At 37.7% G+C, this 21,528-nt stretch carries 13 protein-coding genes; 6 read left to right on the top strand and 7 right to left on the bottom strand.

The genetic code is table 11. The features are described from left to right. Positions 1-156: 156 nt before the first annotated feature. The 4 genes from AAEU29_RS11110 to AAEU29_RS11095 all read right to left on the bottom strand — a co-directional run bounded on the left by AAEU29_RS11110 (position 157) and on the right by AAEU29_RS11095 (position 6,255). Complete coding sequence (locus AAEU29_RS11110) at positions 157-2,679, bottom strand: PKD domain-containing protein (RefSeq protein ID WP_421973399.1); 2,523 nt, start codon at positions 2,677-2,679, stop codon at positions 157-159. Positions 2,680-3,261: 582 nt separating this feature from the next. Further along, positions 3,262-3,903, bottom strand: a complete 642-nt coding sequence (locus tag AAEU29_RS11105; RefSeq protein WP_421973398.1) for a hypothetical protein — start codon at positions 3,901-3,903, stop codon at positions 3,262-3,264. Then, positions 3,900-4,526 (bottom strand): sigma-70 family RNA polymerase sigma factor, encoded by a 627-nt coding sequence (locus tag AAEU29_RS11100; protein WP_421973397.1) that lies wholly within the window; start codon positions 4,524-4,526, stop codon positions 3,900-3,902. The genes AAEU29_RS11105 and AAEU29_RS11100 overlap by 4 nt, the downstream gene beginning before the upstream one ends. A gap of 19 nt (positions 4,527-4,545) precedes the next feature. Next, positions 4,546-6,255, bottom strand: coding sequence for a vWA domain-containing protein (locus AAEU29_RS11095; RefSeq protein ID WP_421973396.1), 1,710 nt, complete (start codon positions 6,253-6,255; stop codon positions 4,546-4,548). A 195-nt stretch (positions 6,256-6,450) separates the two neighbouring features. On the opposite strand from AAEU29_RS11095, the gene AAEU29_RS11090 reads away from it, so the two are divergent. Beyond that, positions 6,451-9,027, top strand: a complete 2,577-nt coding sequence (locus AAEU29_RS11090) for an AMP-binding protein (RefSeq protein ID WP_421973395.1) — start codon at positions 6,451-6,453, stop codon at positions 9,025-9,027. A 332-nt stretch (positions 9,028-9,359) separates the two neighbouring features. Here AAEU29_RS11090 and AAEU29_RS11085 read toward each other — a convergent pair whose 3' ends face one another. Continuing rightward, on the bottom strand, positions 9,360-10,289 hold the full coding sequence (locus tag AAEU29_RS11085) for an ATP-grasp domain-containing protein (protein ID WP_421973394.1): 930 nt from the start codon (positions 10,287-10,289) through the stop codon (positions 9,360-9,362). A 321-nt stretch (positions 10,290-10,610) separates the two neighbouring features. Here AAEU29_RS11085 and AAEU29_RS11080 point away from each other — a divergent pair, with 321 nt between their 5' ends. The 3 genes from AAEU29_RS11080 to AAEU29_RS11070 all read left to right on the top strand — a co-directional run bounded on the left by AAEU29_RS11080 (position 10,611) and on the right by AAEU29_RS11070 (position 14,319). Then, on the top strand, positions 10,611-11,741 hold the full coding sequence (locus AAEU29_RS11080) for a serine hydrolase domain-containing protein (protein WP_421973393.1): 1,131 nt from the start codon (positions 10,611-10,613) through the stop codon (positions 11,739-11,741). Between the two features lie 269 nt (positions 11,742-12,010). After that, the gene (locus AAEU29_RS11075) at positions 12,011-12,970 is read left to right on the top strand and encodes a helix-turn-helix domain-containing protein (RefSeq protein ID WP_421973392.1); all 960 of its coding nucleotides are present in this window, start codon (positions 12,011-12,013) and stop codon (positions 12,968-12,970) included. 86 nt (positions 12,971-13,056) lie between these two features. Then, a complete protein-coding gene (locus AAEU29_RS11070; protein ID WP_421973391.1) occupies positions 13,057-14,319 on the top strand; it encodes a serine hydrolase domain-containing protein in 1,263 nt (420 codons plus the stop codon). 101 nt (positions 14,320-14,420) lie between these two features. On the opposite strand, the gene AAEU29_RS11065 is transcribed toward AAEU29_RS11070, so the two are convergent. Continuing rightward, the gene (locus tag AAEU29_RS11065) at positions 14,421-15,503 is read right to left on the bottom strand and encodes a hypothetical protein (protein WP_421973390.1); all 1,083 of its coding nucleotides are present in this window, start codon (positions 15,501-15,503) and stop codon (positions 14,421-14,423) included. Positions 15,504-15,848: 345 nt separating this feature from the next. On the opposite strand from AAEU29_RS11065, the gene AAEU29_RS11060 reads away from it, so the two are divergent. Continuing rightward, a complete protein-coding gene (locus AAEU29_RS11060) occupies positions 15,849-16,748 on the top strand; it encodes a tetratricopeptide repeat protein (protein ID WP_421973389.1) in 900 nt (299 codons plus the stop codon). A gap of 149 nt (positions 16,749-16,897) precedes the next feature. Here the strand turns inward: AAEU29_RS11060 and AAEU29_RS11055 are convergent, their stop codons facing one another. Beyond that, complete coding sequence (locus AAEU29_RS11055) at positions 16,898-19,213, bottom strand: CocE/NonD family hydrolase (protein WP_421973388.1); 2,316 nt, start codon at positions 19,211-19,213, stop codon at positions 16,898-16,900. A 146-nt stretch (positions 19,214-19,359) separates the two neighbouring features. On the opposite strand from AAEU29_RS11055, the gene AAEU29_RS11050 reads away from it, so the two are divergent. Continuing rightward, entirely contained in the window at positions 19,360-21,396 is a 2,037-nt protein-coding gene (locus AAEU29_RS11050; RefSeq protein ID WP_421973387.1) for a winged helix-turn-helix domain-containing protein, read from the top strand. Positions 21,397-21,528: the final 132 nt, after the last annotated feature.

The following is a 21,528-nucleotide window of genomic DNA, read 5'->3' as shown; positions in this document are numbered from 1 at the left end:
TGATTTCAGTTTGTTGAATAACAATGAATTAAATAATCTAAACTATTAAAGTTACTAATGTAACGCATCTCTAAGTTAGCTTAAGAATTTAGAGGATAGTCATAAACATGTGACTAAAAAACGCCAGTGCAATACTGACGTTTTGTAATCTTAAATTTAGCGTTTTATTGGCCCTAGTTCAGTAAAACGTTTACCAATAATAGATCGAACACTCTTTTTGTTTACTTTAGCTTTTGTGTAATCAATAGGTGAAGAGTCACGTTTATACACCTCTCGATTATCCCATTGAATCAAATCATCTGCTGGCGTGTACCATTCAGGCCAAATATTAGAGTAAGTAAAATGGTGTTTATGGAATAAAGCACGCTTTGTACCAAGAGTACCAGTTAATTTCCAAATACGAGTGTGAAAGAGACCACATTGCTCAGAAACCTTTCGGCAATTTACATCGTATTCACCCGTTAGTTTGTTGCGAATTCGTGTAATACTTAATGTACCATCACTATTTACATACCAAGAACCATACATAACAAATATTTCTTCAGGGTCAAACACGCCATTTTCATTTTCATCACTAGCGGAAACTGTATCAGCATCACCATTATCGTGAAGCACAAAGAAAAATTTCGATGAATCACTACCCATAAATGAAGAGTCATAATCATAAACACCAGGAATTAAATTCCACTGTAATTGCTCATGCACAATGTTGCCAATTCCAGTGATAGAATATTCTGGTACTGATTTTCCTTCATTGTAATATTCTCTGGAGAACTGCTTATGCGCTCCAGTAGCACCGACTTGTGAATAAACTAATTTCCCAGCATCAGGATTATTCAGATCAGATAGCTCTAATTTACCGTTTTCAATTTTCCAAACTAAATTTGCATTTAAATCTGCATTGGTTAATTTGAAGCTGGCTGAACCATTTTCATTTAAAGAAATCTCATCAGCCATAATGAAAACATCATTGATAGTTTCACTCGGTATCCTAAAATATCCTTTCCCAGAGCTTATTGAAATTGGAGATACTCCTGCCTCTTTAATACCAGTAACAGTATAAGTATTAGATTCTTCATAATCAGTAAGTTCATCATTTAAATAATCAATAACAGTTGTTGACGTTACCAATAAAGTGTCTTGTTGTTCAGAGCTATTTAAGCGTTTTAATTCGGTCGTCTTGGTGTAACGACTAACTTCAACTTGTGTAGATGTTCCATCGCCATTATCAATCCACTCTAAAACGATATCTTTTTTGGGTTCAATGTAGTTAATAGAAATAGTTGAATCAGTAAGTTGCCAAGTATATTTTCCTCTGGAAGAAGCACCAGTATTGTCATCATTAAATATCATTACATCTTGATCAGTTACATAGTACTTTTCTGGTACAACATATCCTGAATTGTCTATAAGGGTATCATCTTCATAGATTTCTTGTTGAGCTTCTTCGAACTCTGGAGTGTTAATAACCTCTTGCACATAATCTTTTGTTTGCTCAATATTTTCAATTAACTCTAATGTGTCAGAAGTACCCTCAGGTAATGCCAAATCAGGGTTTTCGCTAGCTTTGTCAATTGCAACCTTAATAGCTGTTGCAAGAGTCATAACTTCATCGTAATTTAATCCACTTTTCAGAGCTCTTAATTCATCATCGCTAGCAATGGCATCTCCCTCATTGGCAAGCTTTGCAAGCGCATATTCAGCTGTAGAAATATTGGTTACGTTTACTGAAAACGATTCATCAGAGGTAAGAGTTTGATCATCGCCTGCTAAATTAGTTAATTCACCAACTGTGCCAAGTAAAGAAATCAGCCCAGCATTTGCTTGTTCTTCAACACCTTTTGCTACAATCGACAAAATTGAGGTAGAGTCAGAGTCATCTAAAGTTAAATTAATAGTATAATTACCATTTTCATCTGCTGTTGCTTCAACATCAACTTGTTGTCCACCCACACTTACCGTAATAATCGCATTTTTGATAGGGGAATCGGTTGCTAATCCTGAAATTGTCAATGGAATAGTTAACTGGTTAATCGTAATTAAATTCGAAAGTGAAGTAATATCACCGTCAACATCCTCAACTGATAACGACAATGTGAATGATTTGGTTTCTCTTAACTCAGGAGCACTAATATTTACCACTGGTGTATTAGCATTTGAAAGCTCTAATCCACTATCAGATTCTACAATTGACCAATTAACATTTTTAACTTCATCTCCCGCTCCGTCAATCGTAGCTGTTAGCGTTTTAGTCTCTTTTTCATTCATAGTTAGGGTGGGGAAAGAAACCATTGGCACTACATTTGCCACGGTAATATTTGTTTCAGCTGAAGCCGAGGCACCATCATCATCTGTAACTTTGACATTAAGCGTGATTATATCTCCTTCATCACTAACTGAAGGTGCTGTAAAACTAACTTCTGCTGAGCTTGCATTTTCGAGTTGAATTTCATGTTCTGATGTAACAGTCCATTCATAAGTTGCTATTTTGCCATCACTGTCATTAGCAGAAGCTTTAACTGTGACAGGCTTATTTTCATTTATACTAACGGCATTTAAAGAAACAGTTGGTAAAGAGTTTTCAACGATAACGACTTCTTCTTTTTTGTCGCTGCCACCACAGCCAACAAGCAAAAGGGCACTAGAAATCAGTGATAGTTTGAACGAGTTTTTTATCATGATTAATCCTTAATCTATGTGTTTATGACTTGCTTATATATTGAATTTTCTTTGGAATAAGATTTGAGTTAAGAACCATAACTCGAAATGAGTCTATATTATGAATTGCTCACTTTCAAACCAGCAATAGAAAAATTTACCCAAAACGGGAATACATAAGTAATATAAGATATAAACGCTGTTATGGAGTAATTTATTAAACAAAAACTAACTCTCAACATTCTAAAAATTATCCAAATTGGCTCATAGTTGCTACTTAAAATATCTTAGTAAGAGATCGTAACTATGATTTCAATTTAGACAATTGGTTTGACTATTATTAATTCTATTTGCGGATTGCATGGCTTCGAATTTCGGGTAATTTAAAGTTTCAGTGTACCATTTGAATATAAAATTCTGTCCTTCATTGTTAACTATGAAAACGGCATAGAACCTTTTTCACCTACAAATAGATGTGGTTTATCTTTTTTCTATTCTTCAATTAATTTGTGTACACAATAAGGTTATAGCCATTTATATCTGTACAACTAGATTAACCTTTGAATGGAGCACACCAAAAATCAACGAATCCAACAACGCTTTCTAGTCTGGTTTAGTCAGCTTGCCGTTTTTAAGTAGTGCTTTGTATAAACCCTCCAGAGGTTCTGGGATCTTATCGTGAAGTTTTGGTTTTGCTTTCAGTAATTCAATTAGCGCTTGTTCTGCGCCATTTTTATCATTCCCTTCAAGTTTGGCTAATACAACTTTGAACTCTGAACGTGGTTCAACGCCTTTTCCATTCTGTATCTCAAGAGGTGGCGCCGGAACGGATGGCGCTTTTTGATCTGGGGCTGCGCGTTCAATTCTTGAGCCCGTTACTTCTATTTTTTCTAACTGCACGTCATCTGCTAATAGTTCCATCATTTCAACTTGCGGTTCACGTTTGGCTGCTTGCTTGGTTTGCGGTAACGCAGGCTTATTAATTGATTCTACTGACTTTAATTCTGATTCAAAATCTGGTTCTTGATAATACTGCCAAGGTGCAAACACGGCGATAGCAACCATTGCTGCTGCGATACCTGAATATTGCCACCAGCGGTTTGGCTTTATGATAACGGGCTGCTCTTTGCAAATTGCATCAGACGCATGGGCTAAAATGGCGTCATCGAGGGCTTTTGGCGGCAGCTCATCATTACCTTGTTGATAAAGCTTAATGATCTCGTCATCGTCAAATTGCTTACTCATACCTGCTTTTCGCCTCCTAATTCAGTTGCACCCGCTTTACGCTCTAAACATTCGCGAAGTTGCGACATAGCGTAGCGTAACCTGGTTTTAACGGTTTCGGGTTTTGCTTCAACAATGTCGCAAACTTGTGCGGGCTCAAACCCTGCTTCGTGACGCAGTAAAAACGCTTCGCGTTGCTGTGGTACAAGTAGCTCAACACAATGCTTAATAGCCTTTTGCAAATAATCATTATGCAAAGTGTTTTCCTGATGCGTTTGGTTGGAGGCAAGAGTAATGTTTTCGCCTTCACCTTGTTCATCATTCACCAAAGACAGGTGCTCACCTCGTGCTGTTAACTTTCGCTGTTCATCAACCAACAAGTTATGAGCGATGCGATAAAGCCAAGTGCTAAATTTAGCCTCGACTTTATAACGGGTACGATTATCGATTACCCGCAGCCACACTTCTTGAAATAATTCTTGTGCTTTAGAGTTATACTTTGTGCCTAATTGGCGACACACATAACGATACAAAGACCCTTTGTGTCGGGCATAAAGGACACGAAAGGCTGCTTGATTACCTTTTCCATAATCAAGCATAAGTGCCTCGTCCGTATCCATGTGTGGTTCAATGTTTTGAGTCATATAGGCTATCGTGATTCAGTTATAAAGCACTGGCAAGTTCAACCAAGTTAACAAATTCACCGCGATAGTTAAATGGATCATCTCCCCTATTTGCTCGCGCAATTGTGGCGATGTCGTGGTAATTCATACTGCCTAAGTACTGACTTTGCTTTAACTTTTGCGCAAATGCCGCGACTGAGGTCGCAAATTTAAAATCTAAACTGGCGCTATCGAAATTATTTAACACCCGTTGTTTATTAACTACTTGGCTAATTAATTTACTCTCCGTCTCACCCGGTAATTTATAGCGAATTTTTACCTGTAATAGTTCATCGCTTGAGCTTACCACTTGTTTTTGTTGATAACGCAGCGCATCAACTTGCCCTTTATTGCCAGCGAGCGTTAATTCATATAGTGCAGTCACGGTATGACCTGCGCCAATTTCGCCTGCATCGACATTATCGTTATTAAAGTCTTCGTCTTTCAGTAAGCGGTTTTGATAGCCAATCAAGCGGTACTCTTTAACATGTGCAGGGTTAAATTCGAGCTGGATTTTGACATCATTAGCAATACTTTGCAGTGTGCCACTCATCTGCCTTAAAAGTACTTTTTGCGCCTCGTGCAGGGTATCAATATAGGCGTGATTGCCATCACCAATATTTGCTAATTGTTCCATCATGGCATCGTTGTAGTTACCGCGACCAAAGCCAAGCGTTGTTAACGAAATGCCTTGTTTGCGCTTGTCAGCAATCATGTCTTTGAGTGCATCAATATTGGTTGTGCCAACATTAAAGTCACCATCAGTGGCTAAAATTATGCGGTTCACTCCGCCTTTAATAAAGGCTTTTGTCGCGGCTTGATAAGCCATTTTTATCCCACTTTCACCATGTGTACCGCCGCCTGCTTGCAGTTTTTGCAGCGCATCGATAATGGTTTGCTTTTCATTGCCTTTAGTAGGGCTAAGTACTAACTCAGTATTGCCTGCATAGGTAACCAAACTCACCGTATCTCTTGCCGATAACTGTTTCACCATCATGGTTAAGCTTTGTACCAGTAAAGGCAGCTTGTTTTTATCATGCATCGAACCCGATACATCCACTAAAAACACCAAATTAGAAGGCTTGCGTTCACTCACAGGTAAATCATAACCTTGCAAACCAATACGCAAAATATGGCGCTCATCGCTCCAAGGTGCTGGTGCTAATTCCGTATAAGTAGCAAACGGCTGTGACTTATCTTCTGGTACGCGGTAGTTGTAGTCAAAATAATTAATAAAGGCTTCTTCGCGGATGGCATCTTTTGGTGGCTTTTGCCCCATGCTTAAATGGCTACGCACATTTGCATAACTTCCGGTATCAACATCAACCGAAAACGTAGAAAGCGGTGTGGTCGCAGCTTGAAATACCCCATTACTATCACTCGGCAGGTAGTTATCTTGGTTTTGAGGCTGCGTAAAATATTCAGGTGGTGGTGCTATGCGCTTTCTCCTTGCAGGTGCTGCCATTAATACTTGTGGCTGACTGGCCTTCATGTACCCCACAACTCCCCCATCAGTTTGCACATCAGCTAATCGGCTACCTGTTACGACAATTTTTTCAACCTCCGCAACCTCTTTATTTTCTAAAGCAGTTTGGGCTTGTTTTTCATTTTCAGGCTGCTTTGCAATTGTTGTTTCCGACTCTTGATTCGAACAACCAGAAATAAATAGCGTGCCGATTGTTAACGCGATTAAAGTTTGCTTTGTTTTCATAATCTGTCTCTTTTATAGATGGTTTAACGCTATAAACGGACGACTATAAATTTGGGGGTGAATTATTTTTAAGATTTTTTTAACTGAAGCCTGCATTGTAATTTTTCTTATGTTTTTTTATAACCTAGAGCTATAATTTCATCAAAATCAATTCCGTAATTTCATTTGAAAACTATATAAAACAATGGGCAAAAAATGTTCAGCAGGTTAGAAGCTTACCTTAACAATATACCAGCTGATAAAGTTGTTGCTATAGATAGTAAAAGCAGAATAACTTACTCAGAGCTTTTATCTCGTGCACAGCAGGTGAGCAAAAAACTAGGAGTTAAACGACAATTAGTTCTTTTAGAGTGTAATATATCAATTGATTGGTTAGTTGCTTATGTGAGTACACTAATAGGCGGGCACGTTCCTATTCTGCTACCTAAAAAACAGCCTGCGACATTAGATTTCTTTAATCAGGAGTTTAAGCCCAATTTCATAATAAAAACTGCCTCTAAAATTGATATTCAGCATTGCCATGATCATCCAGTCGCATTACATGATGATTTATGCCTAATGCTTTCTACATCTGGGTCAACTGGCAGCCCAAAATGCGTAAAATTATCTAATAATAATTTAAATGCGAATTCGTCAGCAATTGCAGAATATCTTAAAATTACACAAGATGATATTGGCACTGTAAGCCTTCCTACAAACTATTCATTTGGGCTTTCCATTATAAACAGCCATTTATATGTTGGTGCGACAATACTTTTCAATAAATTCTCAATGATTGAAGATGCTTTTTGGGATTTATGTTCTAAAGAGCAAGCCACTAGTTTTTCAGGTGTACCCCATAATTACGAATTACTTTGTAAAATCGAATTCGAGACAAAAATACCGGCAACAATTAGATACTTTACCCAAGCAGGTGGAAAGCTTGCAAAAGACAAAGTAGAACAGCTTTCCCGTTTTGCTCAATCCCGTGATGCTGAATTTTTTGTCATGTATGGTCAAACTGAAGCATCCCCTCGTATTGCATACTTGCCACCTGAACATACTGCCCAGTTTCCTGATTCAATTGGAACTGCAATACCAGGAGGTAAATTATGGGTTATTGACGAATTAGGGAATGAACTACCAGATGGTGCGGATGGAGAGCTAATCTATCAAGGCCCAAATGTAATGATGGGTTATGCCTTCAATCAATCCGATTTAACTATAAAGAATCAAACAGATCGGCTTAGCACAGGTGATATTGCCAAAAAGCTTGATAATGGCCTATTTGTTATAACAGGTAGAAAAAGCCGATTTATTAAAATTTTTGGTAATCGAATCAGCCTTGATCAGGTAGAAGAATTATTACATGAAGCAGGATATTCATGTATTGCTACTGGTATTGATGAAAAACTAGTTGTATTAACTTTAGATAAAGACTGCGAAGAGGAAATTACCCAATTTCTTTCAAAGCGATTAAAACTGCCAACAAGTAATCTGCTTGTAGAATATGCTAATGAATTCCCTACACTTCCAACAGGGAAAATAGATTATCCATATTTAATTAAAAATATAACTTCAAATCACTTAGAACAAAGCGATAAAACAATTCATGAAATTTACATTAGCATGTTTGGTAAGGATGCAAAGGATAAAAGCCATTCTTTTATAGATTTAGGGGGGGATTCATTAACTTATATTCAAGTTATGATGGAACTTGAAAATATTCTTGGGAAATTGCCCGAAAATTGGCACACATTAAGTATCAATGAATTAGAAAAAGCGCACTCAATATCAGACCAAAATCAAAATAAATGTAAAAGCAATCTATTCAATAGGTTAGAGAATATTGATACTTTAAGAGCAATAGTCTGTATTTTAGTTGTTGCATTTCATGTTTTTGGTAATACTCCAGACCACGGGCTAAAGTTTGCCTATGATTCTCCATACCGCTCGGGATTCGACTTGCTTGAATTGCTCCGAATGCCGCTATTCACAGCGCTTGCAGGCATGTTATTTGTTGCAATGTCACCTAGTGCTACTGACTTTTCTAAGATAGTAAAAAATAAAGTATTAACCTTGGTTTTGCCAGCATTAGTTGTCTCAATCATTTATTTTCAACTGCGAAGTTATATTGGTAGAGAAACAGGCGAGTTATTACCAACATTACTCTATGGATACATGCATTTATGGTACTTGTATGCGCTATTTGTAATAACAATTGTAATAGGGACAATTCATGTATTTTTAAAACCAAGTCTGTTTAATTATCTGGGCTTGGCGGCTCTTTTTTATATTGCTTCGTTTTATTTATCAGGCGTACACACTTTTCAACTATACAATGCTGCAAAGCTCGCCCCACATTTTATCTTGGGCATGTTGCTTTACCAGCACACCGGTCTCTGTCTTAGTCGCCTAATTATCAGGATGGCAATTGCAGTCACACTTGTTGGTTGCTTACTTAAGCTTGTATTATTTTTTAACGCAACCGATATACCCGAGGTGAGCTCGCTATTTTGGTCAGTGGTTTCACTTTGTTTTATTTTAGTTACTTATAGATTTACCCCTAAAATAAATTCGATTCAATGGATAGGTATATATACCTTTGCTATTTATCTTTGGCACCCAATGGCAAACGCTTCAGTTAGAACACTATTAATGAAGATAGGTGTAGATGATAAATTGACTTTATTCATTTGTGGATTAGCGGTAGGGGTTTTTATTCCAATTGCTATGTATAAAGCCGCACAATTTTTCCCAAAGACTTTGCGTCAATCTCTTATGGGTCGTTAACTAACATATTTAATAGGGAAAACCTTTTTAAAGTAGTCGAGGAATTAGAGCTAATTTATTTGAGCATTTTGTTCCTGCTCGCTTTTGATTTGAATGGTTCTCGGGAAGTTGAATTACCACAAAAACACACATTTCTAATTTCTATGCCATCAAATCAAGAATATCATTGGGTGCTTTTTAATTTGGTAATGTAAATTCGAAACTAAACAGCCTCTTTATCCATAAACCCAAATAAATAAAAAAGGTTAGCTGAAATACAGCTAACCTTATTCTTTATTAATAAAACAATATTAAGAACACACAATGCAAAACCAAACCTGATGAATGCGAGCTTACGTTAATCTGGCTTTAATAGCATTTGCGAAACGCTTTGGCGATTGTGCATCCATATTAAAATATAAAGAGGGCTCTATTAGCTCTGCTTCCATCAGGCAAAACTCCCCATTAAATTTAACTAAATCGAGGCGTGCATAGAGCGGCATAGTGTGCACACTTTGAATGGCCAGCATGCATATGTTTGCAGCTTCAAGTAGCGACGCATCTGGCGTTACTGTAGTTAATCTACCACCATGCTCTTCTTGTACCCTAAAGTCATTTTGTTTGGGGGTTTTGAGTATGGCATGGCTATATTCACCATTAAAATAAAACAGTGAGTACTCACCATTCTCTACAACTTCTGGCACAAATGGCTGAACCATAAAATCGCGTTCTTTAAATGCGTCATTTAAACTAGCAAGGTCAACGTCTTGCTCTGCATTCAACCAAAAGGTGTTATCCGCATTGGCACTTATGCGTGGTTTAATAATAATTTCTTGGGTATCAAATGCGCTGAAAAATGAGCCTATCTGTGCTTTTGTTATATATGTATCGCCGAGCCTATTTTGCCACTTGGTGGGAATTAACCTCACACCTAACTTGGCTAATTCCTGAAGATAAATTTTGTCGATATTCCAACGTACAATATCCAGCGTATTTTGCAGCTGTGCCTGACTGGTTTCTATTTGCTCTAGTACAGATAAAAAGGCCTCTGGTGCATCTTGGTAATCCCAAGGGGTGCGTATAACCACCATTTCATACTGATTCCAATCTACACTTGTATTACGCCAAGAAACAGTATCCACCGAAAATCCAAGCTCATTTAAATAGGGTTCAACCAACTCATCGTAAACTTCAAACTCATCTAAACAATCCATAGATAGAAAAGCGCACTTTCTCATAATTTCCTCATGTTGATGTTTTGCTTGTACTACCCAATATTGCATACAATTTTTAAACTGAATAGAGGGAATAACAAATTTCGAAATTTATACATTAGCCAAAAAGTATGTATGCGTTACTTTTTTTGAATAATCGTTAACAGCATCTTTTACTACATAAAATATTTCACTTTTAATTATCAAAACCAGTTAGTGAGTTTTTAAAGCACAGTGTATCTCCAAACAAAAACTCTAAATTTCTGAAATGGCAAGTGCCAATGTGATTTTTAACATTTAAATCAATGCCTTGTTACAAAGTATCGATTGCCCAATTGAAAATAATAGGTACATTAGACTTTACTAAACTTCAAAACATTCAGGGAAATTATGAAATATAAAACACGTACTGCGTTATTGTTATCAGGATTAGTAACAAGTGCTTTAGTACAAGCTGCAACACCTAGTAAAGCACAAATTGACAGTGTATTTGCCGAGATAAAAACGCAAAGCCCAGGCTGTAGTGTCGGTGTTATAAAAAATGGCAAGCTTATTCATCAAGCAGGTTATGGCTTAGCAAATATGGAACTCAATGTGCCACTCGATGGCACACATGTTCACCGTATCGCTTCGGTGTCAAAGCAGTTTACGGGTTTTGCTGTGCTGCATCTTGCGGATGAGGGCAAAATTGACTTAAACGAAGATATTCGCACCTACTTACCAGAATTAAGAGACTACAAAGTGCCAGTCTCTATCAATGCCATGTTAGGCCATTATTCAGGCATGGGTGATTATGACTTTGTAAACACTGAGCTCGACAAAGATACATTAAAACTTAAATCCACCATGGCAGGCGACTTTCGTTTAGGTAATGAAGACTATTTAACGATTCAAGAATTTTACGATTACGTAAAAACAGTGCCTCTCAGAAATCAGCCTAACGAACGCTTTAACTACAGCAACTATGCTTATTTCTTATTGTCGATGCTCGTTGAACGCGTCTCAGGAGAAAGCCTTCGCGAATATAGCGAAAAGCGCATATTTAAACCATTAGGCATGAACAATACCTTTTTCAGTGATGAACCGACTGAAATCGTTAAAAATCGTGCTGATGGTTACAGCAAAAATAAAGAAGGCAACTACTACACAAGTATGACCAACTTATTTTGGGTTGGCGATGGCGGTTTACATACCACCATTGAAGATATGGCAAAATGGGATGCCTACTTCTACCAGCCAACTTTGGGTAAAAAGCCAGAGCAATTACTTAGCCAGTTTATGCGTCCGAATAACCCAGATATTACAGCCGAGGGTAAACTCTATGCCAATGGCCAATTTATTACTGAAAAAGATGGTGTAAAAATCATTCACCATAGCGGCGGCTGGCTAGGCACAATCACCAATTATGAGCGCATTCCTGAAAAACAGTATTCATCGATTGTATTTTGCAACGACACCTCATTGGATATTGCAAAACTAGTAAAAGAGTTACGAAAGGTGGTTTTGCAAGGTCTAGAATAAGCCAATTTTTCAGAATTAATGAGGTGAAATCTACTCATATCAAGATTTTTCCCCATTGATTCGATGATTTTGCTTTGATGTCTTTGTTAGTAAAATATTTTTAAGCACTTATTAAGTAACCAAATGCTAAACATAGTTTACAGCTCAAACCTTCTGTTTTTATAATCTCTAGGTTATTACTTATTTGTTAGCACATTGGCTCTATGATCTCCCTTTCTAGTATTCAAGTTATTGACTTATTTTTTCGCTTTGCAGCTGCTGGAATAATAATGACGCTTATCGTGCTGAGTTGGCGTGGCGCACAAGTAAATAAAAATAACACTAGTGGGCCGCTAGCGAGTTTTTTGCTGTGTATTATGGGTTATATATTGCTTACCACCCCAATAGAAAATGCGCACTATGGCGGCCTTAGACAAGTACTTTTGCTACTTACAGATGTCACCTGCTTTTCATTATTATGGCTTACGGTGAGTTTATTAAACCCTAAGTTCCGCTTGGCTAGAATGAATAAAGTCAAACTAACCATTGTAAGTACTTACTTATTTTGGCTGATTTATTTCTTTTTAGTACTTGACGGTCATGGCATTATGCACCATGCCAACCATGCTCTTGGATTAGCTATATTCATTTATGTTATTTATTTGTGTTTAAACGAATATTTTGATGACCTCGATAATCAACGCCGTAACAATAGATTATTATTGCTAGCCATATGTGTTGCCTATATGTGTGCGATTACCTTGTTTGAATTTGGGCTACGTGATGTAAGAAATTCTTGGCAGTTTAGCTTATTAAATAGCATGATAAGCTTTGTTTTTGTTAGCTCTTACTTTATTAAAAAGTTACAAGACTTTAAACCTGTTATACCTCAACCTGAACGCACAACCGATAAAGCCAGCCAAGCTCTCATTCAGCTTAATGCATTAATGAAAAACGGTGCATATTTACAAGCCAACCTCACCATTGGAGAACTGGCGTCACAACTTGCTATACCAGCCCATCAACTAAGACAAGTCATTAACCAAGAGCTAGGCTTTAGTAACTTTTCTCACTATTTAAATAGCTACCGTGTCCCTTATATTTGTGAGCAGTTAAAGGATCCAAGCAAACAGCACATTCCTGTGCTGACCCTTGCCCTTGAAGCCGGTTATGGTTCAATTGCGCCATTTAACCGCGCCTTTAAATCACAAATGGGCATAACGCCAACACAATATCGTGGCCAATTTTAAAATTGATCAGCGTTTTTTATTTTTGATAAGAAAATAATTATATATTTCAGTTAAATAGCTTCCATTAAATTAAGTTGGAAGCAAATATGAAAAACAAAATACTCCTTATCATTACCCTTCTATTAGTTATTTTAGGCTATCTTATCTGGCCTATTTACCAGGCCTTTATGTATAAAGATATGGCTCCTATGTTGGTGAAAGCCAGCCTAAGCCAGCCCGAAGAACAACCACAACAAAGCTTGCTATTTCACCCTAATTTTAAACAATCAGGGGTTAAAGCCATTGCCGCTTTGCAAGCACAAAAAAAAGCGATTGCGGCGCCGGGTTATACAGCCGCTGTGGCCATAAATGGCGAAATAGTATGGGCTGGTAGCGTTGGATGGGCCAATTTAGAAAAAAGAATTGCCATGACGCCGCAAACTCAGCTGCGTGTCGGAAGTACTTCAAAAGCCATTACTGCAACGGGCCTAGCTCTGCTAGTAGCCACAGGTAAACTCGACCTAGATGCTCCTATTGGTACTTATATTAACCCTCTACCTAACCCAGCATGGGAAAATATAACAACGCGACAGTTAGCGTCACATATGGCGGGCATTCCTCATTACGGCGAAAACACAGAGATTTTTGGTATGCTCGATACCCTTACTGCAGATGAGCACTACACAGATGTAAACCAAGCGCTTACATTGTTTGATGAAAGCGAGTTATTGTTCGCCCCTGGTGAAAAATTTGAGTACTCAAGCCTAGGTACTGTTCTACTCAGCGCCGTTATGCAAGGTGCAGCCAAGCGCTGTTACCCGTGCTATATGCAAGAAAATGTCTTCGATAAACTCGATATGACCAGTACCACTTTTGAAGCGCCAAATCGTGAGATACCAAACTTGGCTCAGTTTTACTGGCGTGATCATAATGCGCCAACATTATATAAACCATGGATACATGTAGATTTAAGTCATCGCTTAGCAGGTGGCGGCTGGGTATCTACCTCACAAGACTTAGTCAAATTAGGCCAAGCTTTTATCAATAATGACTTTGTCAGTGAGCAAGTACGCAATGAATTTTGGACAGTGCAAAAGCTTAATAATGGTGAACAAAACTGGCAAGGTTATGGTATTGGATGGCGTGTGCACGAATTAGATTTGGGTGAAGGTTTTGAAAAGCTTATATATATGCACCACGGCGGAGTGAGTGCCGGTGCCCAAAGCTTTTTAATGGTAATACCTAAATACAATATGTCGGTGGCCATTAACGCTAATATTAAAACTAAAAATTTTGGCGACTTTAATAAAGTGACTTACGAGCTAGCAAGAATATTTATTATTGCTTTAAAAGAGCAAGCCCATTTATAAAGGGACTTGCGGATTACTATTACGTGAGGGCGTCAAATTAATAAATGAAAAAGGTTAGCTAATAGTATTGCTAACCTTTTTAATCTCACTTCAATTAGGGGCTAGTTATTGGCCGTATTATATAAAAACCTGCCAAATAATAAGGCAATATCAAACTGACTAAAATGTGAGTTATAAGTATTAAGTTCTTGCTCACCTTGATAAATGTTGGTCGATGCAATGTTTTTTCCAACAGGTGAAAATGATACGTTACGTATCCAAACTTGTCCGTTCCCCGAGAGTAAACCACCAAATGCAATATGCTTAGACTGTTCATCCTTGATATCCAATACCACTGTGTAAGTTTGCCAGCCTGTAGTACCTTTCACCCCTCTATCATTCATATTATCGTATTGCAGATTTTTCAGCTTGCCATCTACCCGCATCCAAATCCCTGCGTAACCTTCAGATACATTTTCGGTTTTTATTTCAGCGCTAAATTGAACTCTTTTACCAATAAATTGGCTTGGTTCAAAATATTCATACCAGGTAGCAAATGACTCATCGTTGTAGCTATTACTTTTACGTTTAATTGTCGCTACCCCATTTTTTGACCAAGCTTTAAATTTCCCAACATCAGAAAAGCCCATTCTCCACTTGTCTAGATTTAGGCTGTAATCACTTTTGTAAATGTAATTTGCCGTGCTTTTTTCATTTGTTACCGAAAACGAAATATTGCGCGCCGACATAGACCCTTTTGCGCCTTGTATTAAACCGGCATAAATATGCTCTGCACCAGGGGGCACTGGCAGTATAACTTGAAAAGGTGTCCAGTCTTTTGTGCCAATAAGGCTGCGTTCGGTAGCATTATCAAACGCAATCACTTTTTCCGAATCATTCACCCTAAGCCAAATTGAAGAATATTCAGAATTTTGCGATTTGATTTCAGCGGAAAATTTCAGCTTTTTTCCAACAAATGGCGCAGCGTCAAAGTCGGTACCTGCGGCACCAAAACTTTTTAGCCCAGCTTCGCCTTGATAAGCCAAATGCGCTTCTCCATTGGCTACATGAAAGGCGTAATCTTTGATATTTGCGCTTTTTACTTTACCTTCCATGTGCCCCCAAGTAGTTATATCTTCAGGGTTAGAAGCAAAACAATTTAGTGAAAAAATAAGGCCCAAAGTAAGCCATAACAACGTTTTCATAAAATAATTTCTCTTATTACTTTCCATGTTTTATGACAATTATCATTTAAGCAGCCAATAGCCTGGAAAAGTTTCTAAACGCGGAACAGGGTAATAAAAAAAGCTCTTAAAATCCAGATGATTAGATTCTAAATAAGCATCAAAATAGGATTTGGTGAGTAATCAATTGGTTTAAGTAGATGATTTGTTATTAGCTTTTATCTACCTTAAACATAGACATACCCAAGTTAATAAAAGCTAGGCTGAATGCCTTGCTTAACAATTAAAGATGCTCTTCCTAAATTGACAAATCAGTTCTAAAGTCATTAGCATGAAGTTTGAATTCTTTTGTGTTGCACTGTGTTAATGAAATTTTTTGTCGTACTATTTATCGCTTTTTTCTATTGCCCAAAAGGTTGGACGACTCCCGCTAAGATAGAAGACACATGCCAAATTAACCCTAAACAGTGTTTAAAACTAGTTGAAGAGCGTTTACATACGGGTGTCGAGCCAAAAACATCTGAATGGTACCGCTTCAAATTTCTTCAAATTCAAGCCTTATTTGATCTTGAGCAAGCCCAAGCACTCTCCAAAGTTCTCAATGAGCTAAATTCAATTTCAGCCCTACCGACTTTTTTGCAGCTTAAGGTTTACATTCTAAGCGCCAAAAATGCGATGTTTAGAAATAACGTGCAAGACTTTGATCTATATAAGTCAAAAACATTTACCTTAATGAAAGCGCTAAATTTGGATACGCTCGATCCATATTCACTGATTGAGTATGCAAATTTTCATATTTATTTGAAAGATTACCAAACAGGTATCGAACTGCTTTTACCTTTGGAGGAGAAATTTAGAGATCACCCCAATAGTGAACTTAAAAAAACGATTTATACCAATCTTGGCAATATGCACGCACTACAGAAATTGTATAAAGATGCTTTTTCGTACTTCAAGCTCGCGTTTGAAAACGCGCAATTGTCTTTAAATAAACACTATGCATTAATGACTCATTACAACGTAGCTCGCAGCCACCAAATGCTTGAGATGCACCATGAGGCGGAACAAATTTTTTTAGATGTATTAGCCGCAGAAAAAACAATTGGCCACCCTACCATCAAGAATTTATGCCACTACCGCTTGGCTATGTACTATAGCGAGCAAAACTATCACTCAAAGTTAAAAATACACCTTGAGCAGGTTGACCCAACCAAACTTTCCACAAAGTTATTGAATAAATATCAACTGTTACTATCTAATGAATAAATATTTAGCGAATAACAATGCAAATCATACTCAAAGAAAGCAAAAAAGGTTAGCTGAAGTATCGCTAACCTTTAAAATATGAATTCAAATTTGTTTGGAATCTATATAAAACCTGATTGAATAGCCATTGCTATTGATTCAGTTAGCAATTACAACACGCTTCCCCATGGCTTAAGTGGTAGATTAATCTCTGATGATAAATACCATTTCAAATTCATAGGTTCGCCTGCATCAGCAATACTCTCATGATTAACCGGTTTGCCCGTACCTAAATTAACTTGTGCGTCGGTGTTTTTATTGACGTTTAAAACAAGCACGATTTTGCTGCCCTTTTTTATAAGTTTGGAGGTAAATCGTGCATTAACAATAGGAACGCGACGTTTTTTATTGGGCATAAGCAAACGTCTTTCGCCCATATCATCTGCATAACTTGCTCTGCTGCGATAGTTATTTAAATGGAAAACCTCACCTTCAGCAGTCACTTCATAGTAATTAAAGCCAATATCCACATCCTTTTTATTTACTGATATATCAAAAAAGCCAGATATTGCACCTGTTAGCTCCATATCTTCTGTAAATATAGGTGTTTCAACTTGAATACCACCTTGTTTATCAATGCTGTCTTGAATTACTGGCCATGGCGCTAGGTTGCGTTGTTCGCTTCTATCCGTCATATCAACAATCTGCTCAATATATTGATTAGTCTGCAAAGAAGGCGCTTTTGCTAACAAATAATTCTCAGCGTCATTCGGTGATGCTTGAATATAAAAAGTCGCAGCTTGTTGGTTTAGCGCTTGCAATGAGTCCGCAAATCGCCATTCGTTTGCCCCCATGACTTGGTAGTTCACTTTATTTTGCACGAGCTTTGGTTTAGGCTTGCCATATAACACATGATCAAACCATTCAAATACCAGCTCATCTGTATCTTTTTCAAGGGCGACAGGATCTAACTTATAATTACTGTGGTGAGAACGTGGTTTATTCTGTGCTGACCAATGATTGTATGGCCCAATTAAAAGAGCATGATTAGCACTTGGGTTATATTTATAATGCTGATGCAAGTAGTTTAACGCTGAGATCTGACCGCCTTCAAAATACCCTGTAATACTGAGTACAGGTATATTAATGCGTTTATAATCGTCTTTATGAGGCACCATACGTTGATAGTATGGCCCGTCTTCAGGGTGAGCTAACCACTTTTGTAGCCATGGACTTGGTTTTTCTGCAATTTTATCAATATCAAAAATTGCTCGACCAGTTTTATAAAGCGTATTTACGATATTATTCGTTCGCTGCCAGTCATTATAAACACTGTTGTCTACTGTTTTGTTGTTTGTCACAAATAAGGGCCATTCGAAATTACCTGTTAAAGCAATATTGTTTTCATACGGTAGACCTGTAATTAAATTGGCCGCCACATAAGGTGCTATCGCCTTTAGTCCTTTTGGCATATGCTTTGCGGTTGCCCATTGGGTAAAGCCATTATAACTGCCACCGTACATTACAACTTTGCCATTACTCCACACCTGTTCGGTGATCCAGTCAATTAACTTCGATGCATCTTCCCCTTCATGTTCCCAAGGTACAATCGCATCTTTGCTCGAACGCTTACCACGCGAATTAGCCACAATGCCAATATACCCATGGGCTGCAGCATGCATGGCAGATTTAATGTGTGCAGTTTCATCTGCATAAATTGTAAACTGTAACGCTGTGCTATTCGGTTTTTTTAGCCCGCGACTGCGAACAAGGGTGATGGATAACTCGATACCACTTTTTAATTTAACTAACACATCTGGTTGGATGTTAAAGCGGCTTGCCTGTTCACGTTTTACAATTTCATTTGTAATGGGAATAATTACTTTAAGCACATGATATAAATGCGTATTAACCGCAATATTTATCATCTCATCGTGCGATAAACTTTGTTCTTTTTGTGCCTGCTTATAAATATTTAGTACATAGTCATAGGCGTTAGACACCGACCAGCCTAACGCTAAGGACAATTGCACAAACGCTTCATCATCCAGTTTTTCAAATTTCTGACCAATAAACTCACGGCTTGTTTCTGTAAAGGAATCATGCAACTTACCTTTATCGTTTAACACCTGATTTATTTGGTGAAATAGCTGGTAATGAGAAAACTCTAACGTATTATTTTGCTTTTCAATGTGAGTCTCTATGGCTTCAAAATCCCCTCGCAATGAAAGTAATGCAATTTTATTAAACATGGGTTGTTGGTCTATTTGTGCTGGCGTTAATTTTTTTGCAAATAACGTTAGCTCTTTTTTGAAATCTGTTGATGCTAAAATCGCTTGTGCATTTTCTGCTGCACTCAATTCGGTTGCGACAATAAGCGCAGGGACAGGATATTGGCTACTATCCTCAGCATAGGTATTTTGCAAAAAGTTTAGTAAGATGATTGCTAAATAGCTCACTACTGACGTTAAACTTATTTTTTTCATTTGTGCTTCCATTTTAATAATTCTACTAAATCGTGAAGCACTCTACTGAACGCCTATTTTTAAGTCCTGACAGCGTGGTGAAAAGATGTGACTTTTTATGACAGCCCTGATTTTAAAGTGCTGCATGATAGAACGAATGGATTAATATGCGCTGGCAAATTAAGGGTTTTGAGTTTAATGAACAACAACAAACCTTAATCACTGAGCACAATCAGGTTCGACTTGAACCGAAGATGTGTGAACTTTTGGCCTATTTTTGTCAGAATCAAAACCAAGTGATTAGTAAAGAGCAATTACTTGATGATGTATGGCATGGCCGTTATGTCAGTGATAACACCGTAAGTAAGCTCATCACAAAACTTAGAAAAGCATTGCAAGATGATGCGCGAAATCCTGAATATATAACCACAGTACCAAAACGAGGCTATCGATTTGTCGCAACTGCGACACTCATTGTTGAAGAAGTAAAACCATTCATCAAAGACGATACTGCACCAACAAAGCCCTTGAGTCTTAAATACATACTGCTATTACCTTTGTTCTTTATCTTGTTTGTATTTGTATGGTTGTTACACGATCGTAGCGCTCCAAATAGCATTGTGTCAGCCAAAGCAGTTACATCAGATAAAGGCAGTGAATACTTTCCTAGCTTTGCCCCTGATGGCATTAGGCTCGCGTACATGAACCATGCTGGCGAGCGCTTCAAACTCTATGTAAAAAACATTTTTTCAGGTGAACAAGTTGAAGTAAACCATGGGGAACAAAGTGGCGTAGGCCCTGGCGTATGGAATAATACGGGTACTAAGCTGGTTTATTTAGTTGCTACACAAGGATCTTGCCAATACTTTATGCGCGATTTTAATGGCCTAACGATGTCTGAGCCTAAACTAATTTATACCTGTAAAGCAGGGAGCTTTGGTCAAATTAAATTTACCCATGATGATAATGTGCTTATTTTTTCTGAATCTCCAGGTATGGGCAAGCCTTACTCGCTCTATTCACTGCACCTAGATACAGGTAAAACACAGTGGCTACCACAACCCGATTTGCATTTAGGTGGCAATAGTCAGTTTGATCTTCACCCAACTGACAACAAGATTCTAATTTCTTCACCGAATGAACAGCAATGGGAAGGCTTTTATCAACTTGATTTAGACACACAGCAATTAACATTACTGTTTGAGTTAAACGCTTATATTTGTTGTGGAATTTGGTCTCATGATGGTGAACATGTTGTTATGATGGGTGAACACCCTGCCCGTGAAATTGTTCAATTTGATCTTAATGGAAGCAACAAAACAGTGCTGTTTACGGGCCCACAACAATTAAGTCGACCAGAGCGACATAGTAATGGGGTAGATTATGTGTTTACCGCATTTAAATATGACTTAAATGTTGATGAATATAATATTGCTGACAATAAAGCGTTATCGATTTTAAACGATACCTTTGATGAACGACTGGCTGTGTTATCACCCAACTCCCAGCAAATCGCATACATCAATTTAACCTCAGGCAATGAAGAACTGTGGCTATATAACCGAGAAACCCGTAAAAAGAAGAAAATCACCCAGTACAGTGATGGTCGCCATTATATTGATTTAACTTGGTCACCTGGAGCAAGTAAAGTTGCAGGGCTTACATTAAACGCCATTCATATTATTGATATAGCAACAGGGGTAACACAGACACTGGCGTTGCCTGAAAAAGAGTTTCGCGGCGTGACCTTTAAATCAGCCAATAAAGTCGCTTTTAGTATGAAAATTGGCGCAAACTGGCAAGTGGTTGAATTTAACTTAACTGACAATTCAATGGAGCGCCTTGATCCAAAATGGCAGAGTGTTCAATACGATAAATTTGAGCATAATTGGCTTTGGGTAGATCAAGCTGGAAACTGGTATATTGGCCAAAATAAAACCCCTTTGACCCTACCTAATCAACCCCAGAGCGCTTTTTATGGTAGGCAATTTGCTGTTAAAAAAAATGGCAAACGCGTTGCGTTTTTTGATTGGCATCAGAGTAGCCTTAATATTTATAATATCGATTCTCTCAAGCGAGTATTCCAATTAAATAGCCAGCTAGGTCATTTTTCACTGCGTGGCGATCTATTACTTATCAATAAACCATCATCAGAATCCAATGATAGCGACATTTACCAAACATTTAGCGTATCTACAGAATGAAAAAATGGTCGTGAGTGAAAATTGAAAACCTGCTGGTTGATGCTTGAAAAAATCAGCAGTAATTAACACCGCCTAACAAATAGAGCCTCTCATCCTTAAAAAGAGTTACCTACCCTAAACATAAAAACACCC

It is taken from the genome of Pseudoalteromonas aquimarina (assembly GCF_049257255.1).
Classification (GTDB): domain Bacteria; phylum Pseudomonadota; class Gammaproteobacteria; order Enterobacterales; family Alteromonadaceae; genus Pseudoalteromonas.
The sequence above is the reverse complement of the archived record's forward strand: the minus strand, read 5'-3'. Positions and strand labels throughout refer to the sequence as shown.

Excerpts from the sequence above, each read along its gene's own strand:
- AAEU29_RS11110 (WP_421973399.1), bottom strand. The coding sequence starts at position 2,679 with ATGATAAAAAACTCGTTCAAACTATCACTGATTTCTAGTGCCCTTTTG.
- AAEU29_RS11105 (WP_421973398.1), bottom strand. The coding sequence starts at position 3,903 with ATGAGTAAGCAATTTGACGATGACGAGATCATTAAGCTTTATCAACAA.
- AAEU29_RS11100 (WP_421973397.1), bottom strand. The coding sequence starts at position 4,526 with ATGACTCAAAACATTGAACCACACATGGATACGGACGAGGCACTTATG.
- AAEU29_RS11095 (WP_421973396.1), bottom strand. The coding sequence starts at position 6,255 with ATGAAAACAAAGCAAACTTTAATCGCGTTAACAATCGGCACGCTATTT.
- AAEU29_RS11090 (WP_421973395.1), top strand. The coding sequence starts at position 6,451 with ATGTTCAGCAGGTTAGAAGCTTACCTTAACAATATACCAGCTGATAAA.
- AAEU29_RS11085 (WP_421973394.1), bottom strand. The coding sequence starts at position 10,289 with ATGCAATATTGGGTAGTACAAGCAAAACATCAACATGAGGAAATTATG.
- AAEU29_RS11080 (WP_421973393.1), top strand. The coding sequence starts at position 10,611 with ATGAAATATAAAACACGTACTGCGTTATTGTTATCAGGATTAGTAACA.
- AAEU29_RS11075 (WP_421973392.1), top strand. The coding sequence starts at position 12,011 with ATGACGCTTATCGTGCTGAGTTGGCGTGGCGCACAAGTAAATAAAAAT.
- AAEU29_RS11070 (WP_421973391.1), top strand. The coding sequence starts at position 13,057 with ATGAAAAACAAAATACTCCTTATCATTACCCTTCTATTAGTTATTTTA.
- AAEU29_RS11065 (WP_421973390.1), bottom strand. The coding sequence starts at position 15,503 with ATGAAAACGTTGTTATGGCTTACTTTGGGCCTTATTTTTTCACTAAAT.
- AAEU29_RS11060 (WP_421973389.1), top strand. The coding sequence starts at position 15,849 with ATGAAATTTTTTGTCGTACTATTTATCGCTTTTTTCTATTGCCCAAAA.
- AAEU29_RS11055 (WP_421973388.1), bottom strand. The coding sequence starts at position 19,213 with ATGAAAAAAATAAGTTTAACGTCAGTAGTGAGCTATTTAGCAATCATC.
- AAEU29_RS11050 (WP_421973387.1), top strand. The coding sequence starts at position 19,360 with ATGCGCTGGCAAATTAAGGGTTTTGAGTTTAATGAACAACAACAAACC.